General features: G+C 43.6%; 13 protein-coding genes. 5 read left to right on the top strand and 8 right to left on the bottom strand.

From position 1 onward, the window contains the following. Positions 1-187: 187 nt before the first annotated feature. Positions 188-2,800 carry a translocation and assembly module lipoprotein TamL gene (tamL, locus tag ZOBGAL_RS03590; protein WP_013992141.1) on the bottom strand — a complete coding sequence of 871 codons (2,613 nt, stop codon included), beginning with the start codon at positions 2,798-2,800 and terminating at the stop codon, positions 188-190. A gap of 188 nt (positions 2,801-2,988) precedes the next feature. On the opposite strand from tamL, the gene ZOBGAL_RS03585 reads away from it, so the two are divergent. Then, positions 2,989-3,711, top strand: a complete 723-nt coding sequence (locus ZOBGAL_RS03585; protein ID WP_013992140.1) for a TrmH family RNA methyltransferase — start codon at positions 2,989-2,991, stop codon at positions 3,709-3,711. 7 nt (positions 3,712-3,718) lie between these two features. Here ZOBGAL_RS03585 and porT read toward each other — a convergent pair whose 3' ends face one another. Next, positions 3,719-4,438 carry a type IX secretion/gliding motility protein PorT/SprT gene (gene porT / locus ZOBGAL_RS03580; RefSeq protein ID WP_013992139.1) on the bottom strand — a complete coding sequence of 240 codons (720 nt, stop codon included), beginning with the start codon at positions 4,436-4,438 and terminating at the stop codon, positions 3,719-3,721. Positions 4,439-4,513: 75 nt separating this feature from the next. Further along, positions 4,514-5,245: a bifunctional demethylmenaquinone methyltransferase/2-methoxy-6-polyprenyl-1,4-benzoquinol methylase UbiE gene (gene ubiE / locus ZOBGAL_RS03575; protein ID WP_013992138.1), complete on the bottom strand. Its 732-nt coding sequence runs from the start codon at positions 5,243-5,245 to the stop codon at positions 4,514-4,516. Between the two features lie 213 nt (positions 5,246-5,458). On the opposite strand from ubiE, the gene trkA reads away from it, so the two are divergent. The 3 genes from trkA (at position 5,459) to ZOBGAL_RS03560 (ending at position 10,790) form a co-directional block, all read left to right on the top strand. Further along, positions 5,459-6,808 (top strand): Trk system potassium transporter TrkA, encoded by a 1,350-nt coding sequence (gene trkA, locus ZOBGAL_RS03570; protein ID WP_013992137.1) that lies wholly within the window; start codon positions 5,459-5,461, stop codon positions 6,806-6,808. Continuing rightward, positions 6,808-8,298, top strand: a complete 1,491-nt coding sequence (locus tag ZOBGAL_RS03565) for a TrkH family potassium uptake protein (RefSeq protein ID WP_046287317.1) — start codon at positions 6,808-6,810, stop codon at positions 8,296-8,298. The genes trkA and ZOBGAL_RS03565 overlap by 1 nt, the downstream gene beginning before the upstream one ends. A gap of 341 nt (positions 8,299-8,639) precedes the next feature. Then, complete coding sequence (locus ZOBGAL_RS03560; RefSeq protein WP_013992135.1) at positions 8,640-10,790, top strand: reprolysin-like metallopeptidase; 2,151 nt, start codon at positions 8,640-8,642, stop codon at positions 10,788-10,790. Positions 10,791-10,875: 85 nt separating this feature from the next. Here the strand turns inward: ZOBGAL_RS03560 and ZOBGAL_RS03555 are convergent, their stop codons facing one another. Both ZOBGAL_RS03555 and ZOBGAL_RS03550 read right to left on the bottom strand, forming a co-directional pair. Then, complete coding sequence (locus tag ZOBGAL_RS03555; protein WP_013992134.1) at positions 10,876-12,087, bottom strand: pyridoxal phosphate-dependent aminotransferase; 1,212 nt, start codon at positions 12,085-12,087, stop codon at positions 10,876-10,878. 63 nt (positions 12,088-12,150) lie between these two features. After that, the gene (locus ZOBGAL_RS03550) at positions 12,151-13,254 is read right to left on the bottom strand and encodes a fatty acid desaturase family protein (RefSeq protein ID WP_013992133.1); all 1,104 of its coding nucleotides are present in this window, start codon (positions 13,252-13,254) and stop codon (positions 12,151-12,153) included. A 107-nt stretch (positions 13,255-13,361) separates the two neighbouring features. On the opposite strand from ZOBGAL_RS03550, the gene rsmG reads away from it, so the two are divergent. Next, complete coding sequence (gene rsmG, locus ZOBGAL_RS03545) at positions 13,362-13,997, top strand: 16S rRNA (guanine(527)-N(7))-methyltransferase RsmG (protein ID WP_013992132.1); 636 nt, start codon at positions 13,362-13,364, stop codon at positions 13,995-13,997. Between the two features lie 544 nt (positions 13,998-14,541). Here the strand turns inward: rsmG and ZOBGAL_RS03540 are convergent. The 3 genes from ZOBGAL_RS03540 to apaG all read right to left on the bottom strand — a co-directional run bounded on the left by ZOBGAL_RS03540 (position 14,542) and on the right by apaG (position 17,393). Next, positions 14,542-15,054 (bottom strand): DinB family protein, encoded by a 513-nt coding sequence (locus ZOBGAL_RS03540; RefSeq protein WP_013992131.1) that lies wholly within the window; start codon positions 15,052-15,054, stop codon positions 14,542-14,544. 121 nt (positions 15,055-15,175) lie between these two features. Next, positions 15,176-16,804 carry an L-glutamate gamma-semialdehyde dehydrogenase gene (gene pruA, locus ZOBGAL_RS03535; protein ID WP_013992130.1) on the bottom strand — a complete coding sequence of 543 codons (1,629 nt, stop codon included), beginning with the start codon at positions 16,802-16,804 and terminating at the stop codon, positions 15,176-15,178. A gap of 202 nt (positions 16,805-17,006) precedes the next feature. After that, positions 17,007-17,393, bottom strand: a complete 387-nt coding sequence (apaG, locus tag ZOBGAL_RS03530) for a Co2+/Mg2+ efflux protein ApaG (RefSeq protein WP_013992129.1) — start codon at positions 17,391-17,393, stop codon at positions 17,007-17,009. Between the last annotated feature and the right edge of the window lie 6 nt (positions 17,394-17,399).

Genomic DNA, 17,399 nt, shown 5'->3' with positions numbered 1-17,399 from the left:
TATGTAAAAAATGAATAGGGCAAATGTAATAAAATAAATAGGTCTAAAAAGATGGGTGTTTATAAGTTTATACCCTATAAGGCCGAATATTGTGATAAAATTAGCCTTTTGCCGCCCTGTTTTATGAGTGTTTTAAAAGATGTGCCTGTTTCTGCACGGTGGGGTGAAAAAATAATTTACGGCCATTTTAGAAGGGGTAGTTGATTCCAATTTGGAGTACCGCGTTGGCGAAATTGTAGTCCCTGAACCATCGTTTTGACATTTCTTCCGCTGGATTATAGGTTTTGAAGCCCAAATCGGCCCGTAAGATAAAATAGGTGAAATCGTATCGGAGTCCGAAACCGGTCCCTAGGGCAACGTCTTCCAAGGATTTGAATCCTGTAAAGGTGGCCGCCGGGTCTTCTACGTTGTCGAAAACGTTCCAAATGTTTCCGGCATCGGCAAAAAGTGCCCCTTTCATATTTCCGATTACGGGGAAGCGATATTCAAGGTTGAGCTCAATTTTTAGGTTGGCCTCGTTAAAGTCATTAATGGCGTCGGTGCTTCCAGGCCCAAGGGAATAGGGAGACCAGGCCCTGATGTCGTTGGCCCCTCCCGCAAAATAGCTGCGAACGAAGGGAATGTTGTCGGAGTTTCCGTAAGGAATGGCTATGCCGAAAAAGCTACGAAAGGCCAATACGTTGGTACGCGATGTGGCCCAATATTTTACATAGTCGAATTCTGTTTTAAGGTATTGGCTGTAAGGAACGCTGAAGACCAATTGGTCTCCGCTGTCATTTTCATTGAAGGGGACAATGTTCGAGAGCAAGGATAAAACATTGCCCGCACTTTCGAACTTGAACCTGAATTGATAGAATTGGTTGTCGGTAAGCCCTTCGCGGTTGTTCAGGTTCAGGGTGTAATTGCTGGCAAAGATCAGGTTGTCTTCGGTAAGCCGTTGTCTTCGCTCTTCGATACGGCTTACGGTTTGAAATTCATCAGCGGTACTCGACACCGTTCCATTAAGAATGGCATTTGTGAAATCGGTGGTTCCTAAAGGAATGCGAAGGCTTGGGTCGTCCGAACTTTCCGAGGTTTCAAAATTACGTGTCAGTTCGGGGTAGTTTATAGCGTCGTTATAGCTGTCAAAATTATCGGCTACCGCATCTAACTGTTCGTAGGAGTTTTGATAGACATTAAAAAATCGGTCGGGGTTTACGTTCTTTACGAACTGTATGTTGAGCAGTTCAATGTTGTGTTTGATAAAGTCCGAAGGTGTCCAGTTATAGCCCAAGACCGTACTGAAGGCCTGTTTGTCTAGGCCTATGTTTTTCTGAAAGCTCGTTCCGACGGAAATCCGTGTTCTGGGCAGGGTATAGCTCGGTATGATTTTACTGGTGTTGATAAAGGGAAACCAGAACCTGGGTATGTCTAAGGTGAGGTCGGCCCCGAACTCTTGAATGTTAAAGAACCTACTGTCTATTATACTGGGGTCGTTCGATGAGCCAATGCTCAATCTGCCCGCCAAATTCAAGTTCTCGGCACCTCCGAACAAGTTTCTCGCCTGTAAGGAAGGACTTAGCGCCAAGCCTACCTGCTGAATGTTGGATCGGGTGACTTCAAATGAGGTTCCCAGCGAATACTTGGGTCGCGCCGCCAGATAAATGTTGGCGTCTAAAACCGCTGCGCTATCGTTGGGTGTTGATGTGATCGTAGGATATTTAAAAACGCCCAAGCTGGTAATTTGCCTATAGGTTCGGGTACGGTCTATATCTTTATAAATACTGTCTTTTTCGAAAAATACGGCATTGGCCAAGGTCTTGGGCTTGAACCTTAGTTTGTTGCGGTAAAAAATGGTGTAGTCTCCGTAACGGATGAACTTTTGTTCGCTATCGCGTTCGTCATATAAATAATCGGTGTAAATATTGATCTTGTCAAATTTGTACACTTTGTATTCGGCACTGGTTACGGCACTGTCGCCCCGTCTTTTAAAGTTGTCGATGTTCAGCTCAATGTTCATTTTTTGATCATTGGCCAATTTAGTGGTATCGGTAGCGATGTCGTAAGAAATTGAGCTTTCTTGAAAGTTATAGATGCCCGAATTTCTAAAAATAGTGCTGAGGCGCTCCCTTTCACTGGCAAATTTCGTAAGGTCGAATTGGTCTCCGCTCTTAACGAACGATTCCGCCTTGTGGAGGGTGTAAATGGAGTCTATGGCCCTTGATGCAATCTTTTTGGATACCGAATCGATCATAAAGGGATGGCCGAGATCGACTTTATAGGCAACCATGGCCCTTCTTTTTTTACTGAGCGTGTCTATCTCGTATGTAGTGTTATTGTTAAAGTAACCTTTGCTTCCGTAATAGGCGCGCAGCCTTTCCAAGGTGCGTCTGGTTTTTGTGGTGTCTAAAATGGCCGGGGCCTCGCCGACCTTTTTGAGCCATTCGCTCAGACCGCTTACCAGAAAAGATTTACCGAGTCGGTCTACCTGTTTTTTGGAAAGGAAATTGATCAGCCTCTGTTCTCGTTTGGCACTTTCGTGAAGCCAGACCTGATAAGATGAATCCGGATTTTTTTTAGCGAGGTTGTGTAGGTTCAGTCGTAACGGGTAGCCTAAAAGTGTGGTGTTCGGCTCTTGAACGATCAAACTTTTTATTTCTTCGCTCTTGACTTCAATGCTGTCGGCGTAAATGGTGTTTTTTTTGAGCAAAAGTTCATCGTCATCCACGCGCTTTAGCGTGTTGCACGAGTTGACCACGAGAGCTATAAGCAATAGGCTTATTCTAATAGTGGACTTAGTAAAGCGAAACGTTTTGCCCATAGAGGTCAAAAATACATTGATTTCATTTAAACTTTTTTATTTGGAGTCGAAAATATAGGGTTTTCTGTAGGGATACACTTTTTTGGGGGAAATTTATGACCTTAATTTTAGTGTTTGGGTATAAATTGTAGCTTCAAAATAGCATATTTGCAGTCTGGATATATTCATAGTAAGACGCACAGAACTCCATGGTTTCAAAAAATCAGATCAAACTCGTTAAAAGTCTACACCAAAAAAAGTACCGTAATCGTCACAACCTTTTTGTGGCCGAGGGTATAAAGGTCGTAAGTGAGTTGGTGGCCTCAGATTTCAAGGTAAATGCCGTTTATAGTACCGATGCCGAAATAGAGGTGGGTGCGGCTGGTTTGGTGGAGCTTGTTTCAGAGGTGGAGTTGAAAAAAATGAGTGCGCTTACCGCTCCGAACAAAGTGTTGGGGGTTTTTGAGATTCCTAAGGCCCGAAAGCCCGATTTGACGGGGTGGGTCCTTGTGCTCGATGATGTTCGTGATCCGGGTAACCTGGGTACGATCATTCGGTTGTGCGATTGGTTCGGTATTGAACATTTGGTCTGTTCCTTGAATACGGTAGATTGTTACAATCCTAAAACCTTACAGGCTACTATGGGGTCGATATCCCGTGTGAATATCGGTTATACCGATTTGCCTACTTTTTTGGAGGGAGTGCCCAGCGATATATATGGAGCCTTTATGGACGGTGTCAGTGTTTATACGAAGGCTATGCCCGAGTCGGGAATATTGGTAATGGGCAATGAGGCCAATGGGGTGTCGAAAGAAGTGGAAGCTTTGGTGTCGCGGAAAATAAGCATACCCCAGTTTGGGAAAAACACTACGGAAAGCCTTAACGTGGCAACTGCTACGGCTATATTGTTAAATGAAATTAGAAGGGGCTAGCGCTTTTTTATTCAAAGGTAAAGTTGATAAAGAGTCCGCGTGTTTTCATGGATTCGATATTTCCGGTCCATGGACTGTTGGGGTCCTTGTCGCGTACCAGTTCGTCCGTTAGGCCGAAGACACCGCGTATGGATGGGGTAAATTTAAAGTACTCGAGGTAGAAATCTATACCGAAGCCCAGTTCGTAGTTGTAAGTCCATTTTTTCATACGGAAGGTTCCGCTGCTGTTGTCGTCAAGACTTTTTTCGTTGCTTCCAAGGTTGAGTGAGGCCGATGGGCCGGCAACTAGAAAAGGTTTGAAATTGCCAAAACGACGTGTGCCGATCTTTAAAAGAACGGGAAAATTGATGTAAGTCGATTTTACTTCGGTAATGGCGTCGCTTTCTCCTTCGTCAGTTGCGGCAAATCCGGGAAAACCCAAGGTTCTTGCGTTATAGTATAGTCCGGGTTCTAGCCTTACATCCAAAAATTCATTAAGGCGCAGTTCGCCGATAAGGCCTACGTTAAATCCGGTAGACTCCAAGACTTGTATGTCGGTGCCTTGGTTGCCCCGATCTTGTTTGTATTCAAATTTGAATCCGTATTGGTTGAAACCCAAAAAATAGCCGTAGTTCAAGAATTTTTTATCCTTGTTCTCGATATTTAGAACCGGGTTGGAATTGAATTGGGCGTTCGCCGGTAAGGATAGGAATAAGATACCTCCCAGAACCAAAAAAAATCTTTTCATTCAAAAAAAATTATCCGTCCGCTTTTCGCTTTTAAAAAGGTCGAACCTCTGGTTTATTTGGTCATAACGACCGTGTCATTTTTTTGTGGCAACGTAAATCGATGCAACCCCAAATGTTTGGGGCCTGTTCTCTACCTCTATAAACCCGATTTTGCGTAAAATATTGTTGAAGGCATCACCATGTGGGAAAACAGATGCCGATTCGCTCAGGTAAGAATAGGCTGCTTTGTCTTTGGAAAAGAGTTTGCCAATGGCGGGCAACATATATTTGGTATACGTATTATATCCCTGTTTAAACGGGGTTTTGGTCGGTACCGAGGTTTCTAAGACCACAAAGGTGCCTTTCGGGGCCAATACCCTGTGTATTTCGGCGAGGCCTTTTTCCAAGGTTTCAAAATTCCGAACACCAAAGGCTACGGTTACGGCATCGAAACTATTGTCTTCAAAAGGCAGGTTTTCGCTGTCGCCGATGACCATGTCTATTTTTTGGTCCAGGTTTTTTTGGGCTATTTTCTTTTTGCCGACCTCTAACATTCCAGGAGATATGTCAAGGCCTACAATTTTTTCGGCGCCGGTTTCCACCAGGTTAATGGCGAGGTCTCCTGTGCCTGTGGCAATGTCCAATATATTATTAGGTTTCTTCGCGGTCAAAATGGCCACCACCCTTTTGCGCCATTTGATGTCTATACCGAAGGAAATGACACGGTTCAGGCCATCGTAATTTTCTGATATGTTATCGAACATTTGCGTAACTTGGTCTTTCTTTCCAAGCTCGGAATCTTTGTAAGGAGTAACCTTTTTGTCCATTTTCGGGCAATTTTTGGGGCAAAGATACAATATCGTGACAAGTAAACGTTTATGCAACATCACGAAAGCCTAGGAGGGTAAAGTGTATTTTATGGGCATTTTAAAAAGTCAACCGAAATATTATGTAATTTTGCCCAGCAAAATATAAGCTAGAAACTGGTTTTATATTCATAGAGGGGTGTGTGCTGCCGATCCCAACAAAGTTGCTGATACATGAAAATTATAATTGCAGGTGCTGGTGAAGTAGGTTTTCACTTGGCCAAACTGCTATCTTACGAATCACAGGATATTACGCTCATCGATACTAAAAAAGAGAGTTTGGCCTATGCCGATACTCATTTGGATATTCGTGTGCTGCGTGGTGATGCCACTTCGCTTTCCGTACTTAGGGATGCCGATGTGCAAAATTCAAGGTTGGTAATCGGGGTAACTTCCTCGGAGACCACCAATATCACCTTATGTATGCTGGCCAAGCAATTGGGATGTAAAAGAACCATCGCCAGAATATCGAACACGGAGTTTATCGAAGAACGTGAAAGCATCCGCTTTGCCGATCTTGGTATAGACGAACTGATTTCCCCCGAAGAGCTGGCAGCGACCGAGATACAATTGCTGTTGAACAAGTCGGCTTTTAACGATACCTACGAGTTCGAGGAAGGTAAACTTATCATGATCGGGGTTTCGCTATTGGCCAGTGCGCCCTTTGTCGGAAAGACGGTAAAAGAGGCGGCCCGTATTTTTCCAGAACTCAATTTTATGCCGATCGCCTTACAGCGAACCGGTACCCAATATACGGTTATACCTAGGGGGGACACCGTTTTTAAACACGGTGACCAAGTTTATTTTATCACGACGAAAGAAGGGGTAGACCAACTGTATAAGCTTACGGGTAAAAAAAAGGAGTCCATTCGAAACGTAATGATCTTGGGCGGTAGTAAAGTGGGCTTTAAGGCCGCACGAGACCTGTGTGCCAACAAGTTCAATGTAAAACTTATTGAAAAGGATAAGGAAAAGGCCTTTGACCTTGCGGACGATTTGCCAAATGCCTTGGTCATTAACGGAGACGGTAGAAATGTTGAACTGTTGGAAGAGGAAAGCCTAGAGTCTATGGATGCCTTTATTGCGGTGACCGGAAACTCCGAAACCAACATTATGTCTTGTCTTGTGGCCAAGTCGAAGCGTATCAAGAAAACCATTGCCTTGGTCGAGAATATGGACTACTTTCAACTATCGCATTCCATAGGTATAGATACCTTGATCAATAAAAAGCTATTGGCTGCCAATAACATATTTCGCCATATTAGAAAAGGTGAAGTGGTAGCTTTGATGCGTTTGAACAATTTAAACGCGGAAATACTCGAATTTGTGGTCAAACCCAACTCAAGGGTAACGGGAAGTGTTATCCGTGAACTTGATTTCCCGAGGGCCGCTACCATAGGTGGGGTCATCAGGGGAGAAGAAGGAATCATAGCCTTAGGGGGCTTTGAAATACAGGCAGGCGACCGGGTAGTGGTCTGTTGTCTACCGGAAGCCATTCCTAAAATTGAACGATTGTTTCTTTAATGCAGCTAAATTCAAAAATAATATTTCATATCATGGGGCTACTGTTGCTTTGCAACGGTGGCTTTATGCTCTTGGCGACCTTGGTAAGCGGGATCTATGATGATGGCGCTACCCTAAGTATAGCTTTGGCGGCCATAACGACAATGTTTATCGGAATTTTTGCCATGTTCTATACCAAGGGACATAAAAAGGAGGTAAAGCGTAAGGAAGGTTATATTATCGTGACCTTCGGGTGGCTGGTAATGTCTTTTTCGGGCATGTTGCCCTATCTTTTTTCAGGGGCTATTCCCTCGGTTACTAATGCTTTTTTCGAAACCGTATCGGGGTATACTACAACTGGGGCCTCCATTTTAGATGATATTGAGGTATTGCCCAAGGGCTTGCTTTTTTGGCGTAGCCTTACCCATTGGATCGGGGGTATGGGGATCATTGTTTTGGCCATTGCCATTTTACCGCTATTGGGTATCGGGGGTATGCAGTTGTTCGCGGCCGAAGCCCCTGGGCCGAGCGCCGATAAGTTGCACCCGAGGATTACCGATACCGCCAAACGCCTTTGGCTGATTTATGTCGGATATACCTTGGCGGAAACCCTGCTTTTAAAATTGGCGGGCATGAGTTTCTTCGATGCTATAAACCATTCCTTGGCTACCCTTTCTACCGGGGGCTTTTCTACCAAGAACCTAAGTGTGGCCTATTGGAACGATCAGCCGATGATCCAATACATTATTATTGTGTTCATGTTTCTTGCAGGAAGCAATTTCGTACTCAGTTACTTTGCTTTTAAAGGGAAGGTGCAACGGGTGTTAAGGGATGAGGAGTTTAGGTATTATGGCGGCTTTGTGGTCATTTTTACCTTGGTGTCGGCCCTTGTGGTCTATTTTCATGCGGAAGTGCCCCTTACCGAATACCATCCTATGGTTTTAGGCCAGGCGGAAAGCGCTTTTAGACATACCTTGTTTCAGGTTATATCGGTAATCACCACTACGGGATTTGTTTCTGCGGATTTTACCAGTTGGACGCCCTTTATGACCGTTTTCTTTTTCGGACTGATGTTCCTCGGTGGCTCGGCAGGTTCTACTTCAGGTGGGATCAAGGTCATGCGGCATATTTTGATTATTAAGAACGGACTGTTGGAGTTTAAGCGAACCTTGCACCCCAATGCCATTATCCCCGTGCGTTACAACAATAAGACCGTTAAAGAGAAGATCGTTTATAACATCATCGCGTTTTTTGTGCTGTACATGTTGTTGTTCATCATAGGGGCTTTGGTATTAGGGGCCATGGGAATCGACTTTGTTACCGCCATCGGTGGTTCGGCCTCGTCCCTAGGTAATGTGGGGCCGGCCTTTGGGGGACTCTATCCCTTGAGCAATTTTAACGGATTGCCCGACGCGGGTAAATGGTGGTGCGGTTTTCTTATGTTGGCCGGTAGGCTCGAGCTCTTTACGGTTCTTATTTTACTTACCCCTTATTTCTGGAAGAGGACCTAGAAATTATTTCTTCTCATCCTTATTGTTTCGATAACGACATTAGGGTAAAAAAGGCCTTGTGAAGTATGGTCTGCAGTTCACGTAGTTTCAAATTTTTAAGGCAATAAGACTATTGGAACCATTTGCCTTGTCAAGTTTATAATTTGTATGTTTATATTTTGATAAATGTATAAAAAATCTTACATTGTATTCCTTTTTTGATGTAACTATTACGGTAGGAGCTTTATCGATTTGATGTTTTTGGCTACCGTGCCGTCAACCTTCCCCTGAAATAAGCAATGCCTCGGGCATTTGGTTTTTAGTCTGTATTTACTAGTTCTAATCATAAAATACGTTTTATCATGGGAAAAAAAGTTTTAGATTCAAGTATTGGGGAAGTAGCGGAGTTGGAAAGGGAAATAACTCCGGAAGAAATTGGCCAACAGGCCCAACTGATACCGTTTTGGTATAGAAACAGTGGCTTGTACGTAAAAAAGAGTAGGTTCTTTCCTGTATTTCCGAAAATACCGATAAAGATGAAGCCGTCTGGGGTTCAGACTGCAATCGACCTAGACGTTCTGAACGAGGAAGAACGGGCCAGTCTACCCATATTACCGTTTCTTACGTACGAAGAACTGAGGCTTGATATTGACGGTCAATTTCCGTTAATGATGGCCAGTGGTTACCTGAGGTTTCCAGGGGTTCACTACGTAGCGAAGTTGAGCAAGTCGGGTAATGATTATTTGGGTAAGATCTGGTACAGGCATGGTAATGTAGCCTCGTTTACCTACAAGTATATCAAAATAGAGTTGACCAATTCAATCTTCCCAAAAAACAAGAAAGCCAAGGTTACTTTTTACGGAAACGGCGACACCAAAAAAGTTTCGACCTATAATTTTAGTAGCAGTCAGTTTAGAAAAGTCGATTTTGAATTCGATTACGAAGAAGGGGTAAAACCGGTTTTGTCGATAGATACCCATGCCCATCCGATAAGGCCTGCGAGTCTGGTCAAAGAAAAATTGACACTTGAAAAGGTGTATCAGCGGGCTGGTTTTACGGTTACCCGATCGGCCGGTGATGAGGTTCCTTCGGCTTTAAAAGGGGCCAATGGTACTTGGAGCAATATGGAAATGCATGATGCCATGCAGGCCTATTGGTCTAAATTCAGCGCAGCACCCAAGTGGGCGTTGTGGACCTTCTTTGCCAAACAACACGATATAGGCCCGAACCTTGGAGGGATTATGTTCGATGATATCGGCCCTAACCATAGACAGGGTACGGCCATATTCTATGATTCCTTTATTAATAATGCTCCGGTGGGTGATGCCAATCCGGCAGCCTTTGTCAAACGTTCAAAATTCTGGACGGCCGCCCATGAAATGGGGCATGCCTTTAATTTGGCCCATTCGTGGCAAAAAAACTATCCCGGTTTTGGCTTTTCGTGGATCCCATTGACCAACGATCCTGAAGACCGTAGTTTTATGAACTATCCCGGTAGGGTTAGTGGGGGAGAAAACGCTTTCTATTCCGATTTTGATTTTAGGTTTACCGATAACGAGTTGTTGTTTATGCGCCATGCCCCTAACGATTTTGTCGAAATGGGAAATAGCGACTGGTTCGAGAACCATGCTTTTGAGCAAGAAGCGTCTATTACCGATAATAGGTTGGCGTTGGAGATAAACGTATTGCAGGAAGGCCAAGTGGCCGAATATCTTGAACCGGTGTATTTGGAGCTGACCTTGAGGAATACTTCCGGTGCGCCCATAGCGGTGAGCAAGCGCTTGATTGACAACCTTAAGAATGTCATGGTGCTTATTCAAGGCCCTAACGGAAAGGTGTCTAAGGTGCGTAGTTTTGTCGAGTACCTTCTCGAGGATAAAGACGTGGTCTTGCTGCCCGATGAAATCATGACCCATAAGCATTTTATATCCGCAGGTCCCGATGGTTGGTATATAAAAGATAGTGGTAGCTATAAAATTTCGGCCATGGTAGAGAACAAGGAACAAGTTTATAGTTCCAATCAGGTGGAGTTGGAAGTACTCTTGCCTAAAACTACCGAAGCCCAATTATTGGCGAATCAATACTTTACCGAAGAGGTGGCGCGAGTCTTGTTTTTTAATGGTAGCCGCGTACTAACCACCGGAAACAAGGTGTTGCAAAAAGTAGTCGATAACCTACCTGAAAGTAATGTTTCGGTATATGCGGCCATGGCACTGGCTATGCCCTATATGAAAGATTACAAGATGATGAATTTTGAAGAAAGTGCGCCACAGGCCGCTGTAAAAAGTGCCTCGGAGGAAAAAGGAGGGTTCAAGACTATAAAGGCCGATGAGAAAAAGGCAAAGGCCTTGATCGATATAGCTACGGCCCGTACCGAGCAATTTGCTAAAACCTATGGTATTGCATCGAACAACGCGCATTTGAGCGAGCTTCTCGGTTTTATAAAAGAAAATGACAGTGCGACAAAGCTCAATAAAATTGAGAAGGATTTGAATAAGTATAGCCGAAATTGACACGTGGGGGAATATTGTCAATTAAAAAAGGGTAGACGTGATGAAACGTCTACCCTTTTTGTATGTGTTAAAACCTATACTTGATTTATTGTTTCAGCGCTTTCTCAATTCTGGAAATAGCTTCCCTGATTTCCTTTTCGGCCGCGGCATAAGAGATTCTGATGCAATTTCCATTGCCGAAGGCATCTCCTGTCACCGTTGCTACGTTCGCATGCTCCAAAAGGTACATGGCGAAATCGGAGGCGTTGTTTATGGTTACCCCGTTCAAGGTTTTTCCAAAATAAGCGGTTACGTCAGGGTAAACGTAGAAAGCACCTTCGGGTTCGTTACAACGAAAACCGTCGATAGCGTTCAAAAGTTCAAGAATGATTTTTCTACGTTCCTTAAACTCATCGACCATATATTGAATGCGGTCGGGAGATTCGGTTAGGGCGGTAATTACCGCTCTTTGGGCAATACAGTTGGCGCCACTGGTAACTTGGCCCTGTAGTTTGTTACAGGCACGAGCTATGTAAGTTGGGGCTCCAATGTATCCGATACGCCATCCGGTCATGGCAAAGGCCTTGGCCACTCCGTTTACGGTTACCGTACGATCGTACATATCTTCGAATGCGGCCATAGAGGCATGCTCGGTTACGCCGTAGTTGATATGTTCGTATATTTCATCACTTACCACTATAATTTGTGGGTATTTCTGTAAAACGTCCGCAAGGGCGCGTAATTCTTCCTTGCTATAAATAGAACCACTAGGGTTACATGGGGAACTGTACCAAAGCATTTTGGTTTTTGGCGTAATCGCGGCTTCCAGTTGTTCGGGAGTCATTTTAAAATCGCTCTCTATGCTGGTGGCCACTTCTACAGGTACGCCATCGGCCAATTTTACGATATCGCTATAGCTAACCCAATAAGGACATGGGAGAATAACCTCGTCACCTTTGTTCAATACCACTTGCGCTACATTGTACAAAGCTTGTTTGGCTCCGGTAGACACAACGATCTGCGGACGCTCATAGCTGATACCATTGTCTCTTTGAAACTTGGTGATGATCGCATCCTTCAATTCTACGTACCCATCAACAGGGGTGTATGAATTGTAGCCGTCGTTTACGGCTTGAATGGCCGCTTCCTTGATGTAGTCGGGCGTATTAAAGTCTGGTTCACCCAAGCTTAGTCCGATAATGTCTTTTCCTGCTGCGCGCAATTCTCGGGCCTTGGAGGCCATTTCTAGAGTGGCCGAGGGAGCTAGACTGTTGATGCGGTCAGACAGTTGGTTCGTTGTTGCAGTCGATGATGTCATAATAAAACTAATGTTTTACACGGTACGTATACACGTGTGCTAATAAAATTACGTTCAATGGGTCTATTGAAGGTTCAGGGTAGGTCGTTTACCGAGCTCCTTCAAATGTTTAAAGTGCGAAATTATAGCTTTTCGGGTAGTTTTGTACTCGTTGTAGGGCAAATTAAATTCCTTTGCCGTTTCTTTCACAATTTCTGCAATTTTTGTGTAGTGTACATGACTGATGTTAGGGAAAATATGATGTTCTACCTGGTGGTTCAAACCTCCCGTAAACCAATTGACCAATTTGTTTTTGGTGCCAAAGTTCACGGTCGTGAACAATTGGTGTATGGCCCATGTATTTTTCATAGTACCGGTTTCGTCGGGTAATGGCGTATCGGCCTCGTCAACGATGTGGGCCAATTGAAATACTACGCTCAAGATAACCCCGGCTACGTAGTGCATGATAAAGAAGCCCAACAATACCTTCCACCAAGCGATATCGACAAAAATCAGCGGCAGAACGATCCAGATGGTGATATAGAGCACCTTTGTAATAACCAAAGTACTCCAATTTACTACGGGGTTCGGTAATTTACCGTACGAAAGTTTGCGTTTCATATAACGGTACATCTGCTGAAAATCGGTGGTGATGGCCCAGTTGAACGTCAATAGCCCATAAAGGAATACCGAATAGAAATGTTGGAACTTATGGTGCTTGCGCCATTCGGCATGTTTGCTAAAGCGCAGGATGCGGCCCGCTTCCATATCTTCATCGTGCTCGTGGATGTTGGTATAGGTGTGGTGCAATACATTGTGCTGCACTTGCCAGTTGTAAACATTTCCCGCTAGGATATAAATACTGCTTCCCATGAGTTTGTTTACCCATTTTTTGTTCGAATAGGCCCCGTGGTTGCCATCGTGCATAACGTTCATACCAACGCCAGCCATACCGATTCCCATGATAATGGTAAGAATCAGGTTGGCCCAGGTCGGAAGGCCTAGGGTCAATATCAGGAAGTAAGGGGTCAGAAAAATGGCGAACATAATCACCGTTTTTAGGTGTAAGCGCCAGTTGCCCGTCTTTTTTAATTTGTTCTCTTTGAAATAATCGTTTACGCGCTTGTTCAAGGTTCTGAAGAACTGTGCGGAATCTTTTCTAGAGAAACGTACTGTTTTTTGGTCCATATAAATAGTATTTTTGATAAATATCGTAGAAACGCAAAGGTTTAAATGTCGATAAAATATTATTTCATCGATGAATATAGTAGTTTTGTAACTATACAAATATACGCATGACTGCCGAATTAGTTTTTAAATATTTTCCCAATTTATCAGAACTTCAACAAAAACGCTTCATTTTATTGGAAGAACTGTATAAAGATTGGAACCAAAAGATAAACGTAGTTTCTCGTAAAGATATAGATGAACTTTATTTGAGGCATGTGCTCCATTCAACCGGAATAGCTAAAGTTCAGCAGTTTAACGATGGGGCTTCCGTTCTTGATGTAGGTACCGGTGGGGGCTTCCCCGGTGTGCCCCTGGCTATACTTTTTCCTGAAGTACAGTTCACTTTGGTCGATTCTATCGGTAAAAAAATTAAAGTGGTAGAAGAGGTCGTTCAAGGTCTTGGTATAGACAACGTACGTACCATCAATGCCAGGGTAGAGGAAACCAAGGAACAACATGACTTTATTGTAAGTCGAGCGGTTGCCGCAATGCCTACTTTTGTGCACTGGGTCAAAGGGAGAATAAAAAAAGATTCGCTACACGAACGTAGAAACGGAATTCTTTACTTAAAAGGTGGGGACTTGTCGGAAGAACTGGAAGGTTATAAGTCCGTAGAGACCTATGATCTTACCGACTACTTTGAAGAGTCTTTTTTCGAAACCAAAAAAGTGGTTTACCTGCCCATGAAATACAAGGGCTAGTCTATAAGCTCAATAGGTGGTAATACGCCTTTCTATATTTCCTCGCGTAAATTTTTAAATAACTCCATACGTGTATACGTAAGCAATCTACAATCATTCGTGATTTACTGTATGTTTTCTGCATATCCATAATCCTCATTTTTTTTACAGTTACTACAAAGTACGTAATTATTACGATTAGTTTACAATTACTTAACGTTAAATTTACATTAAAAGTATGTATTCAATCGAATTTTAGTCTTTTTTCCTTAAAATCAAGGAGATAAAATTGAATTTATGGGCTTCGATATCCTCATTGGAGCAGATTTGCTGTTTGATAAGGTTTGTTTTTTAAAAACCTTATAATGAGTTTGTTATAAGATTGACATCGACTGAAATCACTTCGTTTTGGTGAAGTAATGTATGTGTTATGTTATTTTAATGTAAATATAACGTTAACTCGAAGGAGTAAATTGTGTTGGTTTGGAAAAAAGAGGGGTAGGGGTATAAAAAAAGCCTTTCAACACCCATGTGTCGAAAGGCTTTTGAAGGTTTTACGCTTTTCTTACTTGCTCCATGGGGGAGTGACACCATTAGATCGCGCATAGGCGATCAATTGGCCCTTGTGCTCTCCGTTGTGTTCCATTATGGCCAAAAGGCCGCCCAACTTGTTCATTTTGGCAAATCCAAAGTCCACTTCATCCGCAAATTGGTCGTTCTCTACTTGGGTTATTTTATCAAGAACGAATTCATTCGATTTTTTCAATGCGGCTATAATGTTTTCCTTGCCCGTAATTTTCGAGAGGTTCATCATATCTACCTCTTCTGGTGGGGCAAAACCCATTTTAGAGGCTAGGTAGTAGTTTCCCCCGGCAACGTGCAACAGGGCTTCTGCAACCGAGTTGACCCCTTCGGTAGGGCGCCAGGCGTATTGCTCTTCTGAAAAGGCTTCCGCTAAGGCAATTACCTGTTCTTGGTTTCCCTTTAAAACACCCTGAATGGTGTTCTGGGTCAATTTTTCTTGTGCATACGTTATGGTAGCTACCATAAGGAATGTCATTAATGCGAGTTTTTTCATTTTCTTTTCATTTTAGTGGTTAAATAAATTCCCCAATTGTCCGATTCTAAAACCGGGAATTGGGGAATTTAGCAAAAGTTACAATAAAATACTGATAATCAGTATTGTTTTGATGTCTTGTTTAGCCTAGGAAGGGGTACCTGTAATCCGTTGGGGTCACAAAAGTCTCCTTAATAAGGCGGGGAGAAACCCATCTTAACAAGTTTTGGGCCGAACCGGCCTTATCGTTGGTTCCGGAAGCCCTAGCGCCTCCAAAAGGCTGCTGGCCTACAACGGCTCCAGTCGGTTTGTCGTTGATGTAGAAGTTACCGGCACAGTTTTGTAGTGCTTTGGTAGCTTCGTCGATCGCATATCTGTCCGTAGACAAAACGGCTCCTGTCAAGGCGTATTCCGAGGTTTCGTCAACGAGCTTAAGGGTCTTGGACCAATCTTCGTCCTCATATACATATACCGTAACCACTGGGCCGAACAATTCGGTTTCCATGGTGGTGTATTTGGGGTCTGTAGTAAGAATGACCGTAGGCTCTATAAAATACCCTTTGGATTTGTCGTAGTTTCCACCGATGATCACTTCCGCATTGTCGTCGTTTTTGGCTTGATCGATGTATTTGGCCAATTTGTCGAATGAACCTTCGTGGATAACCGCCGTTACAAAGTTGCTCATATCTTCGGGGCTTCCGGGTTTGTTGAACGAAGCAACGTCTTTCTTGACAGATTCAAGAATTTCTTCCGATAACGATTTAGGAAGGTAGACGCGCGAGGCCGCACTACATTTCTGACCTTGGAATTCAAAACCGCCACGAACGATAGCGGTGGCCACTTGCTGTGGTTTTGCCGATGGGTGTGCGATGATGAAATCCTTTCCGCCGGTCTCCCCAACGATTCTTGGATAGGTTTTGTATTTATGGATGTTGGTTCCTATCTGCTTCCAAAGTTCTTTGAAGACATGGGTAGAACCTGTAAAATGGATACCTGCAAAATCAGGACTGTCCAATACGGTCTCGGTAATCATTACCGGATCTCCGTAAACTACGTTGATCACTCCGTCGGGAAGACCTGCTTCCTTGAAGATGTCGACGATTACCTTTGCCGAGAATACTTGGCTGTCGCTGGGTTTCCATACCACTACGTTACCCATCATGGCGGCACTTGCTGGAAGGTTTCCGGCAATGGCGGTAAAGTTGAATGGGGTAATGGCGTAAACAAAGCCTTCTAGGGGTCTGTATTCTACACGGTTCCAGATACCTTCGGCCGAATCGGGTTGCTCTTCGTAGATCTGTGACATGTACTCTACGTTAAAGCGAAGGAAATCGATCAACTCACAGGCTGCATCGATTTCGGCCTGATGTATGGTTTTCGATTGTGCGATCATGGTAGCGGCATTGATCTTTGCCCGGTAAGGCCCTGCGATCAATTCGGCAGCCTTTAAAAAAATGGCGGCACGCTGTTCCCAAGTAAGGTCGGCCCAAGCCGATCGAGATGCCAAGCCGTTTTCAATGGCCTGGGTCACATGCTTCTTTTCGGCTACATGATATTGGCCTACGATGTGTTTATGGTCGTGTGGAGGAGACATCGGCTTGGTATTGCCGGTCTTAATTTCTTCTTTACCTATATATAAGGGTACGTCTACATTCCCGTTAAAATAAGCACGGTACTGTTCTAAGACTTCTTCTCTTTCGGAAGAGCCTGGTGCATAACTTTTTATCGGTTCGTTGATAGCTGTCGGTACTTGAAAAAAACCTTTGCTCATAATACTTTAATTAAGTTTTAAAAAATAGAGCGTAAAGGTAGGATTCTTAGTGCGAATAAAAAATTGCTATGGGGGTAATAATGCCCGTAAAATATGCTAAAAAAAGCATAAAGCCATAGGGCGTGAACCCACTGTAAAACCAATGTGCTAACAGTTTTTTTTAAATCGGCGTAAAAATACTATGATATTGAAAGGGAATGGCTTAATTCAGTGCAAAAGGGGCGTGAAATTTAAACGTAGGAATATAGACCCTAAATTTTTCGGTGGAACTAAAATTTACCATATTGTAATGGCCTCTCATAGCGCCGATAGGCGAGGCTAAAAGGCAACCGGAAGTGTAAGTGTGCGATTCGCCGGGTTTGATGACCGGTTTCTTGCCGATTACACCTTCCCCGTCAAGGATCTCTAGCTCGTTAAGGGCGTCGTAGATTTTCCAGTGACGCGAGGTCAACTGTACCGAATCCTTGCTTTGGTTTTCTATGGTGATGGTGTAGCCAAAGGCAAAGTGCATTTTATAGTTCTTGAAGAATGTACCCTCAAAACTGGTGTTTACCGAAATTTTTATGCCCTTGGTTACCTGTGTGATCATAAGCGT

Origin of the sequence: Zobellia galactanivorans, assembly GCF_000973105.1 — a bacterium.
In the GTDB taxonomy this organism is placed as follows: Bacteria; Bacteroidota; Bacteroidia; order Flavobacteriales; family Flavobacteriaceae; genus Zobellia; species Zobellia galactanivorans.
This window is presented reverse-complemented; position numbering and strand designations above follow the sequence as displayed.